The sequence below is a fragment of the Shewanella sp. 1311 genome (assembly GCF_059338235.1).
Genome location: NZ_CM181686.1, coordinates 377,724 through 392,208, shown reverse-complemented (window position 1 = coordinate 392,208; position 14,485 = coordinate 377,724). Strand labels below are relative to the sequence as shown.

At 41.6% G+C, this 14,485-nt stretch carries 17 protein-coding genes and 3 pseudogenes; 10 read left to right on the top strand and 10 right to left on the bottom strand.

Translation table 11 applies throughout. The features are described from left to right. The first annotated feature begins 325 nt into the window (after nt 1-325). The 6 genes and pseudogenes from AC5YB3_RS01825 to AC5YB3_RS01800 all read left to right on the top strand — a co-directional run bounded on the left by AC5YB3_RS01825 (nt 326) and on the right by AC5YB3_RS01800 (nt 4,223). On the top strand, nt 326-1,381 hold the full coding sequence (locus AC5YB3_RS01825; protein WP_393940530.1) for a hypothetical protein: 1,056 nt from the start codon (nt 326-328) through the stop codon (nt 1,379-1,381). A 134-nt stretch (nt 1,382-1,515) separates the two neighbouring features. Then, complete coding sequence (locus tag AC5YB3_RS01820) at nt 1,516-1,740, top strand: AlpA family phage regulatory protein (protein WP_330147027.1); 225 nt, start codon at nt 1,516-1,518, stop codon at nt 1,738-1,740. A gap of 57 nt (nt 1,741-1,797) precedes the next feature. Further along, nucleotides 1,798-2,256: a DUF3987 domain-containing protein gene (locus tag AC5YB3_RS01815; protein WP_115014957.1), complete on the top strand. Its 459-nt coding sequence runs from the start codon at nt 1,798-1,800 to the stop codon at nt 2,254-2,256. Then, nucleotides 2,201-3,022: pseudogene (locus AC5YB3_RS01810) on the top strand (DUF3987 domain-containing protein); the annotation flags it as partial. The gene AC5YB3_RS01815 and the pseudogene AC5YB3_RS01810, both read left to right, overlap by 56 nt. Nucleotides 3,023-3,055: 33 nt before the next feature. After that, entirely contained in the window at nt 3,056-3,343 is a 288-nt protein-coding gene (locus AC5YB3_RS01805; protein WP_494527212.1) for a hypothetical protein, read from the top strand. 202 nt (nt 3,344-3,545) lie between these two features. Beyond that, complete coding sequence (locus AC5YB3_RS01800; RefSeq protein ID WP_203431823.1) at nt 3,546-4,223, top strand: inovirus Gp2 family protein; 678 nt, start codon at nt 3,546-3,548, stop codon at nt 4,221-4,223. Nucleotides 4,224-4,365: 142 nt separating this feature from the next. Here the strand turns inward: AC5YB3_RS01800 and AC5YB3_RS01795 are convergent, their stop codons facing one another. From AC5YB3_RS01795 to radC, 9 genes are all read right to left on the bottom strand, one after another. Further along, nucleotides 4,366-4,659 carry a type II toxin-antitoxin system RelE/ParE family toxin gene (locus tag AC5YB3_RS01795; protein WP_076500099.1) on the bottom strand — a complete coding sequence of 98 codons (294 nt, stop codon included), beginning with the start codon at nt 4,657-4,659 and terminating at the stop codon, nt 4,366-4,368. Continuing rightward, entirely contained in the window at nt 4,647-4,931 is a 285-nt protein-coding gene (locus AC5YB3_RS01790) for a CopG family ribbon-helix-helix protein (RefSeq protein ID WP_115014944.1), read from the bottom strand. The genes AC5YB3_RS01795 and AC5YB3_RS01790 overlap by 13 nt, the downstream gene beginning before the upstream one ends. Nucleotides 4,932-5,217: 286 nt before the next feature. Further along, nucleotides 5,218-5,940: a lecithin retinol acyltransferase family protein gene (locus tag AC5YB3_RS01785; protein ID WP_393940525.1), complete on the bottom strand. Its 723-nt coding sequence runs from the start codon at nt 5,938-5,940 to the stop codon at nt 5,218-5,220. Between the two features lie 88 nt (nt 5,941-6,028). Further along, nucleotides 6,029-6,595 carry a site-specific integrase gene (locus AC5YB3_RS01780; RefSeq protein ID WP_249559032.1) on the bottom strand — a complete coding sequence of 189 codons (567 nt, stop codon included), beginning with the start codon at nt 6,593-6,595 and terminating at the stop codon, nt 6,029-6,031. Nucleotides 6,596-6,703: 108 nt separating this feature from the next. Then, nucleotides 6,704-7,111, bottom strand: a complete 408-nt coding sequence (locus AC5YB3_RS01775) for a DUF2787 domain-containing protein (protein ID WP_317519669.1) — start codon at nt 7,109-7,111, stop codon at nt 6,704-6,706. Between the two features lie 193 nt (nt 7,112-7,304). Next, a complete protein-coding gene (locus AC5YB3_RS01770) occupies nt 7,305-7,718 on the bottom strand; it encodes a DUF2787 domain-containing protein (RefSeq protein ID WP_393940521.1) in 414 nt (137 codons plus the stop codon). Between the two features lie 245 nt (nt 7,719-7,963). Continuing rightward, the gene (locus AC5YB3_RS01765) at nt 7,964-8,320 is read right to left on the bottom strand and encodes a type IV toxin-antitoxin system YeeU family antitoxin (RefSeq protein WP_126492067.1); all 357 of its coding nucleotides are present in this window, start codon (nt 8,318-8,320) and stop codon (nt 7,964-7,966) included. A gap of 139 nt (nt 8,321-8,459) precedes the next feature. Next, the gene (locus tag AC5YB3_RS01760; RefSeq protein WP_028760119.1) at nt 8,460-8,822 is read right to left on the bottom strand and encodes a hypothetical protein; all 363 of its coding nucleotides are present in this window, start codon (nt 8,820-8,822) and stop codon (nt 8,460-8,462) included. A 40-nt stretch (nt 8,823-8,862) separates the two neighbouring features. Beyond that, nucleotides 8,863-9,369, bottom strand: a complete 507-nt coding sequence (gene radC, locus AC5YB3_RS01755) for a RadC family protein (protein ID WP_393940518.1) — start codon at nt 9,367-9,369, stop codon at nt 8,863-8,865. A 147-nt stretch (nt 9,370-9,516) separates the two neighbouring features. Here radC and AC5YB3_RS01750 point away from each other — a divergent pair. The 3 genes and pseudogenes from AC5YB3_RS01750 to AC5YB3_RS01740 form a co-directional block, all read left to right on the top strand. Beyond that, nucleotides 9,517-9,668, top strand: a pseudogene (locus AC5YB3_RS01750) (helix-turn-helix transcriptional regulator); the annotation flags it as partial. Between the two features lie 150 nt (nt 9,669-9,818). Then, complete coding sequence (locus AC5YB3_RS01745) at nt 9,819-9,956, top strand: hypothetical protein (RefSeq protein ID WP_393940515.1); 138 nt, start codon at nt 9,819-9,821, stop codon at nt 9,954-9,956. Between the two features lie 40 nt (nt 9,957-9,996). Next, the gene (locus tag AC5YB3_RS01740) at nt 9,997-11,586 is read left to right on the top strand and encodes a hypothetical protein (RefSeq protein WP_494526437.1); all 1,590 of its coding nucleotides are present in this window, start codon (nt 9,997-9,999) and stop codon (nt 11,584-11,586) included. Between the two features lie 291 nt (nt 11,587-11,877). Here AC5YB3_RS01740 and AC5YB3_RS01735 read toward each other — a convergent pair. Further along, nucleotides 11,878-12,344, bottom strand: a pseudogene (locus AC5YB3_RS01735) (JAB domain-containing protein). 509 nt (nt 12,345-12,853) lie between these two features. On the opposite strand from AC5YB3_RS01735, the gene dptF reads away from it, so the two are divergent. Further along, nucleotides 12,854-14,485, top strand: coding sequence for a DNA phosphorothioation-dependent restriction protein DptF (gene dptF / locus AC5YB3_RS01730; RefSeq protein WP_393940509.1), 1,632 nt, complete (start codon nt 12,854-12,856; stop codon nt 14,483-14,485).

Sequence of the window (14,485 nt, the reverse complement as noted above, 5' to 3'; positions counted from 1 at the left end):
TTGAATTTAAGCTCTCGTCTGTGTTGCCATCAAGTTTAGCATTGTTAACTCTTTGCCTAGTCAAAACATCCATTCAACAAGTTAGCCTTACTGCATTCAGTGATTTCTTCATGTTTACTCTAGTCCCCACTTTTCCAGCTTGAGTATTGGCTCAACCTTGGGATCGGCTGCGGTGGCTGATTTTGGTATTTTCGTTATCCTGAGTACCCTGATTTATATGTTATCTCAAAATCAATTGGCTCAGGCTTAGGTTGACACACAGGGACCTTGTTTGCTATTTCTGCTATTAGTAGCAGAAATAGCAAACAGTTAAGGATATAAGTCTATGGAAAGAGTGGTTCAGCTATCGTCAGTCAATTTGAATAAAAGTACCGCCTCTGTCATAAAATTTTTGATGGATAAGGATAGGCCGATATTTTTCAGGGTGCCTGATAATAAGAATGCGTGGGTTATCAAACGTGGACAGGATGAGTATCATTTAAAGGACTTAATGAAGGAAATCCTATCTAATGCAAATAAAGTAACTCATTGCAGGGATATGACACAACAGATTAAAAATAAAAGTAATTTAATCAATGAGGTAAAGCAAATAAATAGGGTCTGCTACGGTTGTCTTGAAGCAGTAGATCTTCCAGTGCTTATTGCACAAAAAAGACTAATAATCAACTTGTTAAGCGTGATAATGACTTTTGACACGAGTGGTGAGTTGATTTTAGCTCCAGAAATTAACCTAAAGCCTAATATGAATTCGATTGAAGATTATTCAATGCTGAGTCCTTCAGCCTTGATTTCAGTCTCTTGTAGCGAAATTGTATTTACCCATAAAACTGTTGAACATTGGGCTGAAGATAATAGTACATTAAATCAAATAGTTGGATTTGATGTCACCTTCGATTCATTAGCTGTCTATGAGGCAGATATTCTCAAATTTATACACAATGATCTAGATTCTATCCCTGATGATAGTCCTTATTATATTCCCACTGAATTACGTGGTCGTTCCAAGCTTGATCAATTGGCTGTGATTGGTTTTTTACTGTTTGAAGCTCTAAACAACAAGTGGATAAACTCAAATAAATTGGCAATAATACTGCAAAATAAGCTTGGTTATAAACAGACTATGGCAGAGTCAGCCGCATTTTTTATTAATGCAGAACCTGGTGGTATAAAAGGTTCTCATGCGTCAGTTGCATCTAATGATAAATACCCTAATTGCCAGTTTCCATTTTTAGTTGAAGCACTTAGAATTAGCAAATTTTTTAAAAGTGATTGTGATAATAAAGTTAGTTCTGAAGTGGTCGAGTTTTTGGGTACATGCGGATTTCGTCACGAAAACTGCAAGTATGGAGAGTTATTGGTTCGTTATCTAAAAGTAAAATAAATGATTTGGAGAGGTCGTAAATCTAATATTTTCAGTGTGTTACTTATTGCTTGGTGAGTCGACCTTCCTTTACCCTCCTATTTTATCCTTGTTTTTCGTATAAAGTTGCCTGAAATCAACCAACTCAACAACCGATGAGGGCAACTATGAATGACAATCAGCCTAGCTATTCAATTATTAGACTTGTTAACGTTATTCAGTTAACTGGATTATCACGCTCTACTATCTATGACAAACAAAACCCGCGTTCTCCGCGATACGATCCGACTTTCCCTAAAAAGGTGACACTTGGTGCCAGAGCGGTAGGCTGGTATTTCGGTGAGGTTGAAGCATGGCTTAAATCAATAAGAGTTCAGTAATGGATTAAAGATTTTTTGTTCACTAATCCCATTACTTATTATCAAAGGAAAACTGATATGTCTGAACGTTTTGAAAATAAAAACTTACCTCCGCGGCGGTATAATAAAAATATATATATTACATTTCCAGTATCTAATGGAGTTTTTCCTCGAATAGGAGAAGGTACTCTGTTAGGTAATACGATACTTGAAACTCATTTAATTACTAAAGCAGCATATCCCTTAATTGCCAGTACAGCACTTGCTGCTATTTCTACCGCCTTACAGGTGCATATAGATGTTGAACTACCAACAGGGAAGATTTGTCCAATCTCGCTTAACTTATTAACTTGTGCTGATTCAGGTGAGCGAAAATCTACGGTTGAAAATTTATTAATGGCAGGGATTAAAAATTACCAAAAAAAGCGTGAATTATCTTGTAAAGAACAGTTAATTAAGTATGAGATTTTGAGAGAGGTACATGATGCTAAATCCAAGTCGCTTAAAAAAAGATTGCTCAGAAATGCAGGAATCTAGGAACACAGAAAATGAAGTAAGTGAAGTAAATGAAATAAATGATCCTTTACAAGAGTTGATCGAGCATGAAGCAAAACAACCACAACGGCCAAAGGCTTTCAGAATTATGTATGAGGATAGTACGATAGCGGCGCTTACGTTTGGACTCAAGAATGACTCACCACATGCGTATCTTGGGTCAAGTGAGGGCGGTGTGCTAATGAATAGTGCCTTAATGTCAAACACACCTGTGCTTAATGCCATTTGGAGTGGAGATGATGTCACTGTTGCAAGAAAAACAACAGATTCTTATACGCTTTCAGGTGTTAGGTTAACTACACATATCATGATCCAGCCTCAAGCATTGAAACGATTTATGGATAAATCACAGGATGTTGTAAGAGGCAATGGTTATCTTTCTCGCTTTTTAGTGTGCTTCCCAATGCCTCTTAGCGGTGGTCGGAAAACCAATGGGATCAGGTATGAGAAAGAATTTATCAATCAATTCAATCAAAGAATAGAAGAATTACTAGAGGGTAAATAAATGGAACGTAAAATAGTAATATTTTCAGATGAAGCGAAAGATTTATGGTTAAATATATCTAACGATATTGAATTTAAAATGGCTCCTGGGGGAATTTACGAGAATGCCAGAGATCATGCTTCAAAACTAGCAGAAATTATTGCTAGAACTGCAGCAAATATTCACTATTTTGGACATAATTTTGACTCTAAAATATCAGTTGAGTCATTAAGAACAGCAATTGACTTGGTGAGCTATTACTCTTTTCACTTTTTAAATAATTTTTGCCCACCACCTATGGAGGTCATTTTGGGGCAAAAGCTAGCTCTATGGTTAAATTCATATCGTGATCGAGGGTATCGGTATATTAAAAAGAATAAGGTCTTACAACTTGGCCCTCCTATGTTAAGGAAAAGCAAGAATTTAAATGATGCGTTGAACGAACTTTTATCGAATAGACTTATTGATGTTTTTGATTATAATACCACGGTTGTTATTGATTTGTATCCTGGAGCTCCTTATGACAGAATTATCTTTGAACGTGATATGAACCTGTTTAATATCAATCAAAATGGTCCTGTGTAGCTTGATTGTTTTCTGCATATAAAATCAGAGTTGGTTTTTATATTGTATAGTTTTGACATCTGCTTCTTGACGAGCATATTTTATTTCAGACTGTTTGTTCTGTGAGGGGCTCGTTTGTTTTCAATTGCTGCGACTCCTAGGTTGTTAATATTATATTGATAATCTAGGGTTGTTATTTTTATAACTTTAAGGTTGGTATGGTGTGTCTCAGTATAACAATAGAAACTTAACCGTATTAAATGCCAAAGAGTTTAGTGGACTGCCAATTCTTCAATTTAAAAATGGAGTCTATGGGGAGTATTTGCACAATAACTTTAACGTTATCTATCACGCATTAAATAGGTATGCAAAGGTTTTCGCTGTGAGAGTTGACTTGAGATTTCCTGACTATTTTGACACCGATAATAACCGTTATGTTACGCGGTTTATTGAATCTCTAAAAGCGAAAATTAACGCAAATTATAATGCAAAGTGTAAAAATACTGAAGGATTTGTGCATCAAAGTGAAGTACTGTATATCTGGGTGCAGGAAACTGGGGAACTTAACCGATCACACTACCATCTTTGTTTGTTTTTTAATGGCAATGCTTATAGAAGTTTAGGTGTATTTGAACTTGGTAGACCTAATTTGTATAACCGAATCGTTAAAGCTTGGGCGAGTGCGCTAGCGTTGGATGTTGTTGCAGCACAAGGCTTAGTTCACTTTCCCAAAGCGCCTTGCTATCTATTAGAGCGTGGTCGGATTCACCTGAACCATACTTTACGTGCGTTGTTTCTGCGGTTAAGTTACTTTGCCAAAGTTGACAGTAAGACCTATGGTGATGGACGTCGTCATTATGGCTGTAGTCGATTATTGGGTAGGCTACAAGTTGATGATTAACTTACTTTGTACGATTGCTGCTAGTACAAATAGGAAAGTAAAGGGCAAGGGGCTCAAATCCCTTGCTTTTGTGTTTATTGAGAGTAGCAGTATATTCATAATCGCTCATCCATGCGAAGACCTCTTTGCTGATGCATCTCTATCAATATCCGGCTTCTTTTTGGTGGCGGATACACAATACGGTCAATCGTTCGCCGCCATCATACTGGTACATTGCCAGATAGCCAGTGTCACCAAAGTCGATCAGTAGTTCCCTAAAGCTAAAGTCATTGTCATCGATAGGCCGACCAATGTCTGGATAGCTTTCCAGTTTTCTAATGGTATTGATTATGGCGCTGGCAGCCCGTTGTGCGGCAGGGGGATTTTTAGTGCGAAGAAACTCACGTAAGCGTTCTAAATCACGTAATGCAGTGGCGGTGAAGATTATTTGTGGCATGAAGGGGCAGCCTTTTCATTTTCACTTCCCCAGGACTCCAGCCAACTCACCACTTCGTCACCGGTGACATGCAAGCCTGATGTCTGGTGTTCTTCCCATGCGCGTAACGCTTCTTGCTGCAACGCTTCGCGTTTCTCTTCTCTCTCAACGTATTCACGGATCGCTTCACGCATCATCCAGTGTGATGAACGTTTGCGAGTTTCGGCTAAATGCTCGACTCTGGCTTTAATATCGGCATCTAATTTAACCGACACGGGTTTGATTGTGCTCATCTGTTACTCCAAAGGTAATGCTTAGTACTACTAGGTAATACCTTAGCATAACGTAGTACAAAAAAATAATGATTACACGTTTACTTGCCTGCATGAGCAACGCCATAAGCTCAAGGATGATAGAAGATAGTTTGTATTACTTAACTGGGCAAACCTGTTACGCCGTCATCACGCTAATCTTCAACGTAATCGCAAGAGGGATAAAAACGATAGCGGCAAGTGATGCCGCTTCGTTTAGAGGGGTTGGCTAATGGGGGACTTAGCACTCAATACCGTAGCTGAAGTATTAAGACTTAAGCCAATGCCATGTATCGGCTATCAGCCCAGCACCAGCTTTTACGCCATTGATGCCCACTTCTGCTGTCGTCAACACGATGTTTAAGCCAGTTTCTACACTGCCGGTGACGAGTTTGATCCCCGCATCTGTAATCTCTCCTTGGCTTAAGCAAGTATAAGTTTCACCTAGAGTTTGCGTGGTGCCTTTTACTAGGCATTCGGCAGGTTTAGCCACAAGATCTCCAGGAGTGCCTAGTAGCGTGTTGACGTTATCGGGTAGCCCTAGGTATTCACCGGTCATTTTGATGGCGGTAGAGGCTAACACGACGTTTGCGACAGTCCTCGAGGCCAGCATTGACGCAGTGCTCCCCAGTAAGCCTGCTCTGGCAGAGCCTTGCAGCGCAATGTGGGTAAGATTACTCACTTGATTGGAGGTGCTGGTTCCCGCTAAGCATTCATTGACGAAGTGCTCGCAATTATTGGTAGCAACGTCGTATGGAGTGCGACCCAACTGACAGCGCGCTAGCTCAATGGCCTGATGGGGAAACAGCGTGGACTTTTTCACTCTGATACTTTGGCCACCAGCAAATTGCTGCAGGTCGATTTCTTCGATGATGCCCTGTTTAGATAAGTGAATAATATTTCCATGGCCCACATAAAGGCCGTGGTGTTCGGTTAAGCCAAGCGGATCAATATTGGTGACCAGATGATCACCGGGATGAAATGTATACATGGTATGTACTCCAAGAAAAACAACGCAGATACCCCTAGGTCGCATCTGCTAATGGGTTGAATAGGACGAAATGGACGTGCTGATTGACTCAGATTTCCAGCTCGACAAAGTCCTTATCGATTTGCTGCTGAGTAATGCCGATGTAGCGCAGGGTGACCGCTTCCGATTGATGCCGCAGCATGCGCATCACCCGGCCAATGTCTTTGCAGGCTTGATACAGGTGATAGCCGCGGGTTTTACGCATCGAGTGGGTGCCCAGGGCTAACTTGATATCGTCACCGACAAAGGCAAACGCTTTGGCTACCGCGCGCCGTGTCAGTGGTTTCGCGGGGGCCTGCCGGTCTTTGGCTTGGCTCGAGCGGTGGGATTGGAACAGGTAGATATGCTCAGGGTGGCGCTGGTGAATCGCCTCAATCAACGCCAGCGTCTTCGGATTGAGCTTGATGCTGGCCCGTTTACCGGTCTTCTGCTCAATGATATTTAAGCGGTCGCCGTCGATATCGCTGAACTTGATGGCCAGTAAGTCAGAGATCCTAAGGGCCAGGTTAAGACCGATATTCCAGACATCGGCCATCTGCTCACCAAAGTGACGTTCGAGCAGGTAACTGATAAGCTTGATGGTGTCGCGGTTCTTGACCGCTTCGACTTCGTTCATGCTTGGTTCCCTCAATTGGCTATGTGATAAATGTGGGCACCAGCACATCGCAAACCCGCATCGGGCCTGCGTTGCTTGGTTCCCAAAATACCTTTGTGGGCACCAAGTTCAGTCGGTGCTGACCTGAACCTGGTACACCTCCATCTCGACGTAGTTGCAAAAGTTCTCCAGCAGCAGCCGTACCAGGCTGTCGGCATGCTCGAGGTAGCAACGGCCAAAGAAGCTGTTGTAGACCTGCTTCTCCTGAAACCGCACTTCCATTTCTTTCTCAAGCTCAGGGAAGGGCCCGCCGCAGTAAGCAAAGTCGGTAAAGTAATTGAGATACCAGCAATCCCCCTGACGGTAGAGGTTGATCTCCACTGGGTGATAACCACCTCTCTCAGCACTGTAGTCGGGATCGCGGTAGTTTAGGGTGACGATGTTGAGACTCGGGTTATTGAGTGCGGCCAGTTGCCGTTCTAACAACTCATAAAAAGGCTCTGGCAGTGGCAGGATGGTTTCGCGGTAGATGTTCATGATGGACTCCAAAACAAAAAGCCCGCTAACGACGGGCGTTGCGGGCGAGGTTGGTTGTTGTTAACGACAGGGGCTTGTCGTAATGATTTAGGTTACAAGGGCGCGGGTGTGATGGGCTTAGCTCTTTGATTAGGGTAGAACTGAAACCGGTAGATATGGTTAGGATGTTCGCACAAAATGAGGGCGAGGCGAGTTAATCTAAGCTCACCTGCACTTGATAGGCTTCCATCTGGTAGTAACTGACAAAGTTATCGCTAAACAACTTAATCAGCCCCTGTGATTCCCGCTCAGTAATCCAGCCACTAAACAGGCTATAGACCTGCTTGCTGTTAAAGCAGATATCGATGTCTTTAACCAGTTCAGGGAAGGGATGGCCACGAAAAGCAAAGTCGGTGACGTAAACGAAACGCCAGTGATCTTGCTGTTTCTCAAGCCGCACTTCGACGGGATGAAAGCCACCCGCTTCGGCGCTGTAGTCTGGATCGCGAAAATTAAGGGTGATGGCGTTGGCGTCTTTTGGTGTGACGTCAGTCAGTTCCTTTTCAATCACTTGGTAAAAACGATCAGGCATCGCTGGCAGTTGATTACGCTTGATAGTTAATGTCATGGAATATTCCTTATTTAAAAACGGGCATACGCAAAAGCCAAGGCGCAGTCACGCCTTGGCTTTTGCTGTCTATGCGGTTTGGTTAATAGAACGAGTGTTGGCTAAGTGGTTTAATGTGAGTCGCTAAGGGCTACTTGCTAAGGCTTTTGAGCTGGGAGATTAAAGTTTGGTGGTTATGTTTAACGGGATTAGTACTGGCTTACGATAATGAACGGGTTATCGAGTGAGGGCGAGGTTGCTGGTGGTCAGTGGCTTAGCTTTGGTTTAGTTTCGGTTTGATAAATCGCAATATACAAATAGCCGTGGCTGCCTAAGGTGTCAGCCTCACAGGTAAAGCCAACGTGCTCAATGGTGACGCAGTGCTGCTCAGTGGCATCAATCTCGCCGGTGGCCACCAGCCGTTCAAGCTGTTTAACCATGGCGGGAAAGGCCTCGATAAATTGTTGTTTAATTGCTGGTGGAAATTCACCGACAAAGCTTGCACGGTCATTGAGATAATCCAAGTGCAGACCACGTAAAATCAGCCTTGCACCAAAGCGGGGAGACACTTTACGGGGTAAGCCCCAGGCGTGCTCAATATCGAAAAGTTTAAGAGTTGTCATAGTGACCTCAATGGTTGAAAAGAACTTTAGGGAGTAGGGTGCTCGTTAGCTGACTAGCGAGAGTAGTGATAAATACCAGTGCTAGTTAGAGCGGTTAATACAGCCGATTAGTGGAGTGGGTGATGACATGTAACGGTCTTTAGGTGTGTACGCTCCAATTCGGTTGCTCGTTGCTGCCATGGTTGAAGTACACACCGTTGATCACACGCTGCCATTCACCTGTTGGCACACCATAACTGTCACAGGGGCAAACATAGCGGCAAAAGCTGATCTCCTTGGGCAAGTGCTCAACCACATCACGGTGAAAAACAAATAATACGGTTTTATGTAGCTCGCGGTGTGGTGCAACGACTGGCTTGCCAATCACTTGGCCCATGGCATTGAGCGGCCGCACAAACATCGGCAAAATCAGCTCAACTGTTAAGCGGTTACGCAGTTCAGGAAAAGCGGCGCAGGCTTCGGCGACACAGGCCTGAGAAAAGCTATCGGTAAATTCAATCATGATGGACTCCTTGATTTGGTGTGGCAGGTTTAAACGCTGGCTAAAGTAAGCCGCGCTCAGCAAAGGACACTGGCAAGCGGCCCACCACGATATGGTCAAGCACGCGCACATCGATAAGTGCTAATGCATCGGTTAACCGTTTGGTGATGTTCTTATCTGCAGTTGAAGGTTCAGATTCGCCGGAGGGATGGTTGTGGGCAAAGATCACCGCTGCTGCATTGACGGCCAACACAGCCTTAACCACTTCCCGTGGATAAACACTGGCGGCATCTAAAGTGCCAAAGAACAGCTCTTTAAACTCCAGTAATTGATGCTGGTTATCTAGCAGCATCACTGCAAACACCTCCCGCTCATAACCGCCCAGTTTGTAAGTTAAATAATCCTTAGTGGCTTGAGGGTTGGTATAGGCGTCCTTCTTCACATAGCGTTCGGCAATGATATTGGCGGCAGAGGCTAGGATCGCTTCGGCAGTCTGCTGCCACTGGTTGATCGGCTGGTCTATCGAGTTGTTAGGTTCAGCTTTTGTGGGTATCGCTTTTGTTGACATATCAGGCTCCTTGAAAGCATTAATGGGCTTATGCACAGGAGTGATATATATCTGAAAATATTTGGAAAAGTTAAAAATTACTGGCATAGGTAATGGAAAGAAACCATTACCAAGAGTTCAGCATGGCACTAAACATAAAGCTTATTCACTGGCTTAGCCCGTTCCACAACCTACAAATACATCGCAGAAGGAGCCTTTCCTAAGCCGGTATTATAGGAGGGGCAGCATGGGTTGAGAGTGAGGTGCAAGAATGGATATTGGAACGTATTCAGGATCGAGATTTACATTTCGCAGTGTGATGAATAATAATTTATTATTTTTCAATATAATAACTCTGTTGCCAAAATGCCTGCATAAATCTACTCCAGAAGTTTTTACATTGTGTATCAAGCAAGCTCTTTCAATGCAGCTTGTGTATATTGTTTAATCACTTTACAGAGGAATGTATCATGGCATCTAAAGGTTCATCAGGTTCATCTCGCCCAGTTTCAAGTCATCCAGGTCCTGGTGGTAACTGGCCATCAAAAACTGGTGGTATATCTGGCGCAAATCGTGGAAATGCTATTCCGGTACCGTCTAAAAAATAATTAAGGAGTTTGCCCCTGGCTACGGGGGCAGTATGCGATTATGGATGATAAAGATTTTTGCTATCCCTCAATTGGAGAACTTGTTCGCGTAATTTTTAATAGTACAGGATTATTGCCGACTAAAGGGAAGAGTTCCCTTTTGTCTGGAGCGGAAAAGAAATCGCTGCAGATGCAATTAAAAAGATTAGCGGATGAAAATTCGAAAATTGATGGCAAGCTAGATGAGCTAATGCTTCAGTTACAAGCGTTATTAAAAGCGGTGTTAATTGAAGAGAGATTAGTTAATGTATTTATGGCTGCTATAGATGAGATTCTGATGGTTTATAAAGATTGCTTACGCACAGAGGGAACTTATCTAACAAAAATTGATACAACAAAGTATAATATCGCAACAAGTTTTCTCAGTAGAATTGTTATCTCATTTGCGAAAAATTTCTTAGTTTATAACGTGCCTAGTTTGAAATTGCCAATTCCAATGGTTTTGCAGTGGCTTTTACCTAAAATATCTACCTCAGAGAAAGTACGTTGGCCGTTAGCTCTTGTTTGGGAGCATTTCTACACAGTAACAAATACATCCCAGTCACAATTTCATAATCCTAAAGGGGTTGATGGTGACTATAGAGAAAGGCAAAACCTAGAAAATGCACAACGCTGGTGTGGCGGAAGCCAACTACCAAGTATAGAGTCCCTTTATGTTAACTTGGAACATTCTCTCTCTTTGCCTCGAAAAAAACCGCTAGAACTGACAGATAAGCAAATTTGCAGTTTTAATTTGATGCTTTTTATGGCACGAGTTTCAACATACTTTTTTCAAGCGTTAAATAAGTGCTATGGACCTGAGATGGTATGTGAAACGACTAACTATCTAAGAAAATTTTCACAACGAGTCAGTCGGCATAACTCTCTGGTATGGCAAGCGTCTTGTGAGGAGTTTGCGACGTTAGATTTTAAAAAACGCGAGTTACCTTTTGCCCAAGATTACTTCCTTTATGAGTTTGTCACCTTTTGGTGGCAGCGTTATGCTGTCATAACTGGGGAAAGTTGCCGCTATTTTGAGTACTTTGCGGCGCAAAGAGAATTGGACAATATCAACGATAGGGCTAAATACCGAATTTATTTGAGTATTTTTGGTCCCATAAATGCGTATATGACGTTAGATCAGCAAAGAATAAATGCCAAGCTCATAATTCCCACCGAATTTACACAAATGTTTAGCATGGGAATGAAGCTCAAGAACTCTATAACCGATTTAAAACTAGCTGATGAGTTTTCTTTTGAAATTAAAAAAATAGGGTTGTGGCCTAGTTTGGCTTGGCTAAGTAATTGGTGTTATGCCAATTACTATTATCGTCAAGAAAATAATATAAAAGCTTATCAGTATTATAAAGACGCCTTTATGCATGCAAAATATCGGGCTGGTTCCAATCAATATAAGCTTGTAAACCAGTATATAGAGGCTTGCGCTAAGAATAACCAGTACGCAGAGATGAAGAAAGGGGTTGCTTGGGCGAACTATATGGGCTTTGAAGTTAGATGGCTGCGTGGATTTGATAACCCAGAGTCGGAAGAAGCATTACAAGCATTGTTCAATTTATTTGCAACGAATAAGATGCGCTATGCCATTCTTTAAGAACAAATTCATGCAATTTTTAACCGAAAATATTCATAAACTTCGATCCATTTTATCTTCATGCCATGCAAAAGTCTCATTATCGAAAACCCCACTTTGGGAATGAATATTCCGTATTCACTCCTTGGGCGGACAAATACCTGCGGGGTTAATTCCAAGCAGATACGCTCAAGCAAGGCTAGGCAGGCCGAGCAGGCCTCCGCAACTGCTGCCTGAGAAAACTATCGGTAAATTCAATCATGATAAACCCCCACGCATAAAGGGCTCCCACTCGGGGAGCCATTTATGCAGTTATTGATTAGAGAGCCAGCCACGCTCGGCGAATGACACACAGGTATCGGCGACAACGATGTGGTCCAAAACAGGTACATCGATGGTGGCCAGTGCCGCAATAAGGCGCTCGGTGATCCGTCTATCGGCGCAGCCTGAAGGATGGTTGTGGGCGAAAATGACCGCCGCAGCATTACATAGCAGTACAGCCTTAACCACTTCTCGCGGAGAAACACTTGCACTGTCAATCGTGCCAAAGAACATCTCGTTGAATTCAATCAGTCGGTGCTGACTGTCGAGCATCATCACCGCAAACACTTCACGTTGATGCTGGTGGAGCTTAAAGCGCAGAAAATCCATGGTTGCTTGCGGTTGCAAAAGGCACCGCCGCGCACAAAGCGCTCGGCGACGATACCAGCTGCGGTTTCTAAGATTTGCGATGAGGTTTGTGGCCAGCTATTACTGGGTAGGGTAATTACTTTGTGCATAGCGTCTCCAAGGTTGCTAAATCTTGATATGCACAGGGGTTTTATATATCTGAAAGGATTTCGATATCGCAGTGTGCTGGAGGACCAGTTAAAAATTACTGTCACGACTTAAACTATAGATGCTCTTTAGCTGATACGTTAATCGGAATGAAAAAGCAACATGATTACGGTCAGAGGACGCTGATAGATAAGGCAATTTATCGATAAAAGCAATTGACTATCCCAAAAGTAAGTCTGAGAAGTGCAAGGCCCAAGACAGCAAAGCCCTATCTGGAGTTAAAGCAATGGACTCGATGCTGAATTTGAGCATACCTTGCGAGGGGGGGGCTAAACCGAGCAATAGCTAGGGGTCGTTACTATCCAAGCAATGTTTTGAACAACTCCGCCGAGATGATGCATCGTGTTGACCTTCAGAGTGTGAAGAAGACCTTGAATCTCATAAATATTTTGTGAGTATAAGGTTCCCAAGTGAAGAAATATGTAATAGCATTGTTGTATGGGATGTGATTATGATAGATAAGAAAAAGGAACTGAAATTGAGACTCAAAGAGGCCTTAGGTGTACTATCTAAATCTTCAAAATATTCAGTATCAACATTGAAAACTGAACAAATAGTAGATGACTTGCAGTCTCTCAAAGATTACCTTTATATTCCCCCGCAAATTCAATACGACTTTGAAAAAGCATTAGATGATGCTGTTGAGCAATCTTTGGGTGGTAATATTATTTGCTTATGTGGAAGCTCTGGTGATGGAAAATCAGAGATTCTCACTAAGTTATATAAAAAATTCAGTGGTTTCATAGATTTTCATTTAGATGCAACTCATAGTAGTCAGCAGCATAGATCAGCAATTGATTGTTTAGACGAGCGCTTTGATGAATTCAAGGAGAATAGTAAGTCTTTAGCTATAGGCATTAATGTCGGGATGCTGCAAAAATTCATCAAACAAGGGGCTGAGCGTCATGATGATATTAAATCTTCATTTGAAGCTTATTTTACAAACAGACATATGAAGGGCTATAGGCATAAGAATGTAAGTTTTTATGATTTTGAATGCTACCCGAGATTGAGTTTTTCAGAACAGACTGTAACTTCTAGTTTCATATCTGATTTTTTAAAAAAATTAACTGAACCTTCGATAGAAAATCCATTTTACGAATATTACCTTTTAGAAGAAAAAACAGATTCAAAAGTGGCAAGAAATTTTGAAGTGTTGTCATCGCTGCATTTTCAAAATAAATTAATTGAGCTGTTTTGTTTAGCCAGATTGCTGGAGGAGCAGTTTTTAATCCCCAGGATTTTTGTAGACTTCATTTTTCAAATTGTCACTAAAGAACATGAAGACGGGATTATTGGGAACGTTTTTTCTGACCTGGATAATGAATTTAGTCAGTGCTTTAGAAGGGTAGATCCTATTAACTATAGAAGCGCTGAGTTAGACTGCTTTTACCTCGAATATGCAACCAATACTTTATCTGAAAATATGGCCTATGACATTAGTCAGCTAAATACAGTTACTGGCTGTAGTTTGTCTCCTCAGGGATTGGTTCGTGGTGCTTACCTTCTAAACGGACACAATCTGAAGTCAACATTACCCGACTTCTATAAAGATTCATACTTACAAATTGCTTTAAAACATTACTTAAGACTAGTTAGTGTATATGAAGCGGTAGAATTGTCGGTAAGAGATGAAGATGATTGCTTAAATATAATAGAGGACTTAATCCTTAAGTCGTTACTTGAATATGCTAATAGGCAGCTTCCTGTTCAGGTTGATGGTTATATTGTAAGTCGTAAACTGAATGAATATTCAGTTTGTAATAAAATTAATATTCAAGCTGATATCGAATGGATAGAGCGGCATCAATTGATATCTAACGATATTATTCCCATCCCATTAATTATTAATAATGAACCTGTTTATACCTTCAACTTAGATTTAAAAACTTTAGTTCAAGCTGTTTACATATCTAATGGATTTAGGCCTAATAGGCAAAACATTGAAGCCATAGCAAAATTCGAGGAACTCTTAGCACATATTGTCGATAGAACACTTGAATCAGAATCTTTAAAATTAGTCAGTAGAGACAAAACAGTATCAATTAATAAGAATAGACAAAGATTTACTGTAGAGGTATAG

Excerpts from the sequence above, each read along its gene's own strand:
- AC5YB3_RS01775 (WP_317519669.1), bottom strand. The coding sequence starts at position 7,111 with ATGAACATCTACCGCGAAACCATCCTGCCACTGCCAGAGCCTTTTTAT.
- AC5YB3_RS01815 (WP_115014957.1), top strand. The coding sequence starts at position 1,798 with ATGTCTGAACGTTTTGAAAATAAAAACTTACCTCCGCGGCGGTATAAT.
- AC5YB3_RS01795 (WP_076500099.1), bottom strand. The coding sequence starts at position 4,659 with ATGCCACAAATAATCTTCACCGCCACTGCATTACGTGATTTAGAACGC.
- AC5YB3_RS01745 (WP_393940515.1), top strand. The coding sequence starts at position 9,819 with ATGGCATCTAAAGGTTCATCAGGTTCATCTCGCCCAGTTTCAAGTCAT.
- AC5YB3_RS01825 (WP_393940530.1), top strand. The coding sequence starts at position 326 with ATGGAAAGAGTGGTTCAGCTATCGTCAGTCAATTTGAATAAAAGTACC.
- radC (WP_393940518.1), bottom strand. The coding sequence starts at position 9,369 with ATGTCAACAAAAGCGATACCCACAAAAGCTGAACCTAACAACTCGATA.
- AC5YB3_RS01760 (WP_028760119.1), bottom strand. The coding sequence starts at position 8,822 with ATGATTGAATTTACCGATAGCTTTTCTCAGGCCTGTGTCGCCGAAGCC.
- AC5YB3_RS01765 (WP_126492067.1), bottom strand. The coding sequence starts at position 8,320 with ATGACAACTCTTAAACTTTTCGATATTGAGCACGCCTGGGGCTTACCC.
- AC5YB3_RS01785 (WP_393940525.1), bottom strand. The coding sequence starts at position 5,940 with ATGTATACATTTCATCCCGGTGATCATCTGGTCACCAATATTGATCCG.
- AC5YB3_RS01805 (WP_494527212.1), top strand. The coding sequence starts at position 3,056 with ATGGAGGTCATTTTGGGGCAAAAGCTAGCTCTATGGTTAAATTCATAT.
- AC5YB3_RS01780 (WP_249559032.1), bottom strand. The coding sequence starts at position 6,595 with ATGAACGAAGTCGAAGCGGTCAAGAACCGCGACACCATCAAGCTTATC.
- AC5YB3_RS01740 (WP_494526437.1), top strand. The coding sequence starts at position 9,997 with ATGGATGATAAAGATTTTTGCTATCCCTCAATTGGAGAACTTGTTCGC.
- dptF (WP_393940509.1), top strand. The coding sequence starts at position 12,854 with ATGATAGATAAGAAAAAGGAACTGAAATTGAGACTCAAAGAGGCCTTA.
- AC5YB3_RS01770 (WP_393940521.1), bottom strand. The coding sequence starts at position 7,718 with ATGACATTAACTATCAAGCGTAATCAACTGCCAGCGATGCCTGATCGT.
- AC5YB3_RS01820 (WP_330147027.1), top strand. The coding sequence starts at position 1,516 with ATGAGGGCAACTATGAATGACAATCAGCCTAGCTATTCAATTATTAGA.
- AC5YB3_RS01790 (WP_115014944.1), bottom strand. The coding sequence starts at position 4,931 with ATGAGCACAATCAAACCCGTGTCGGTTAAATTAGATGCCGATATTAAA.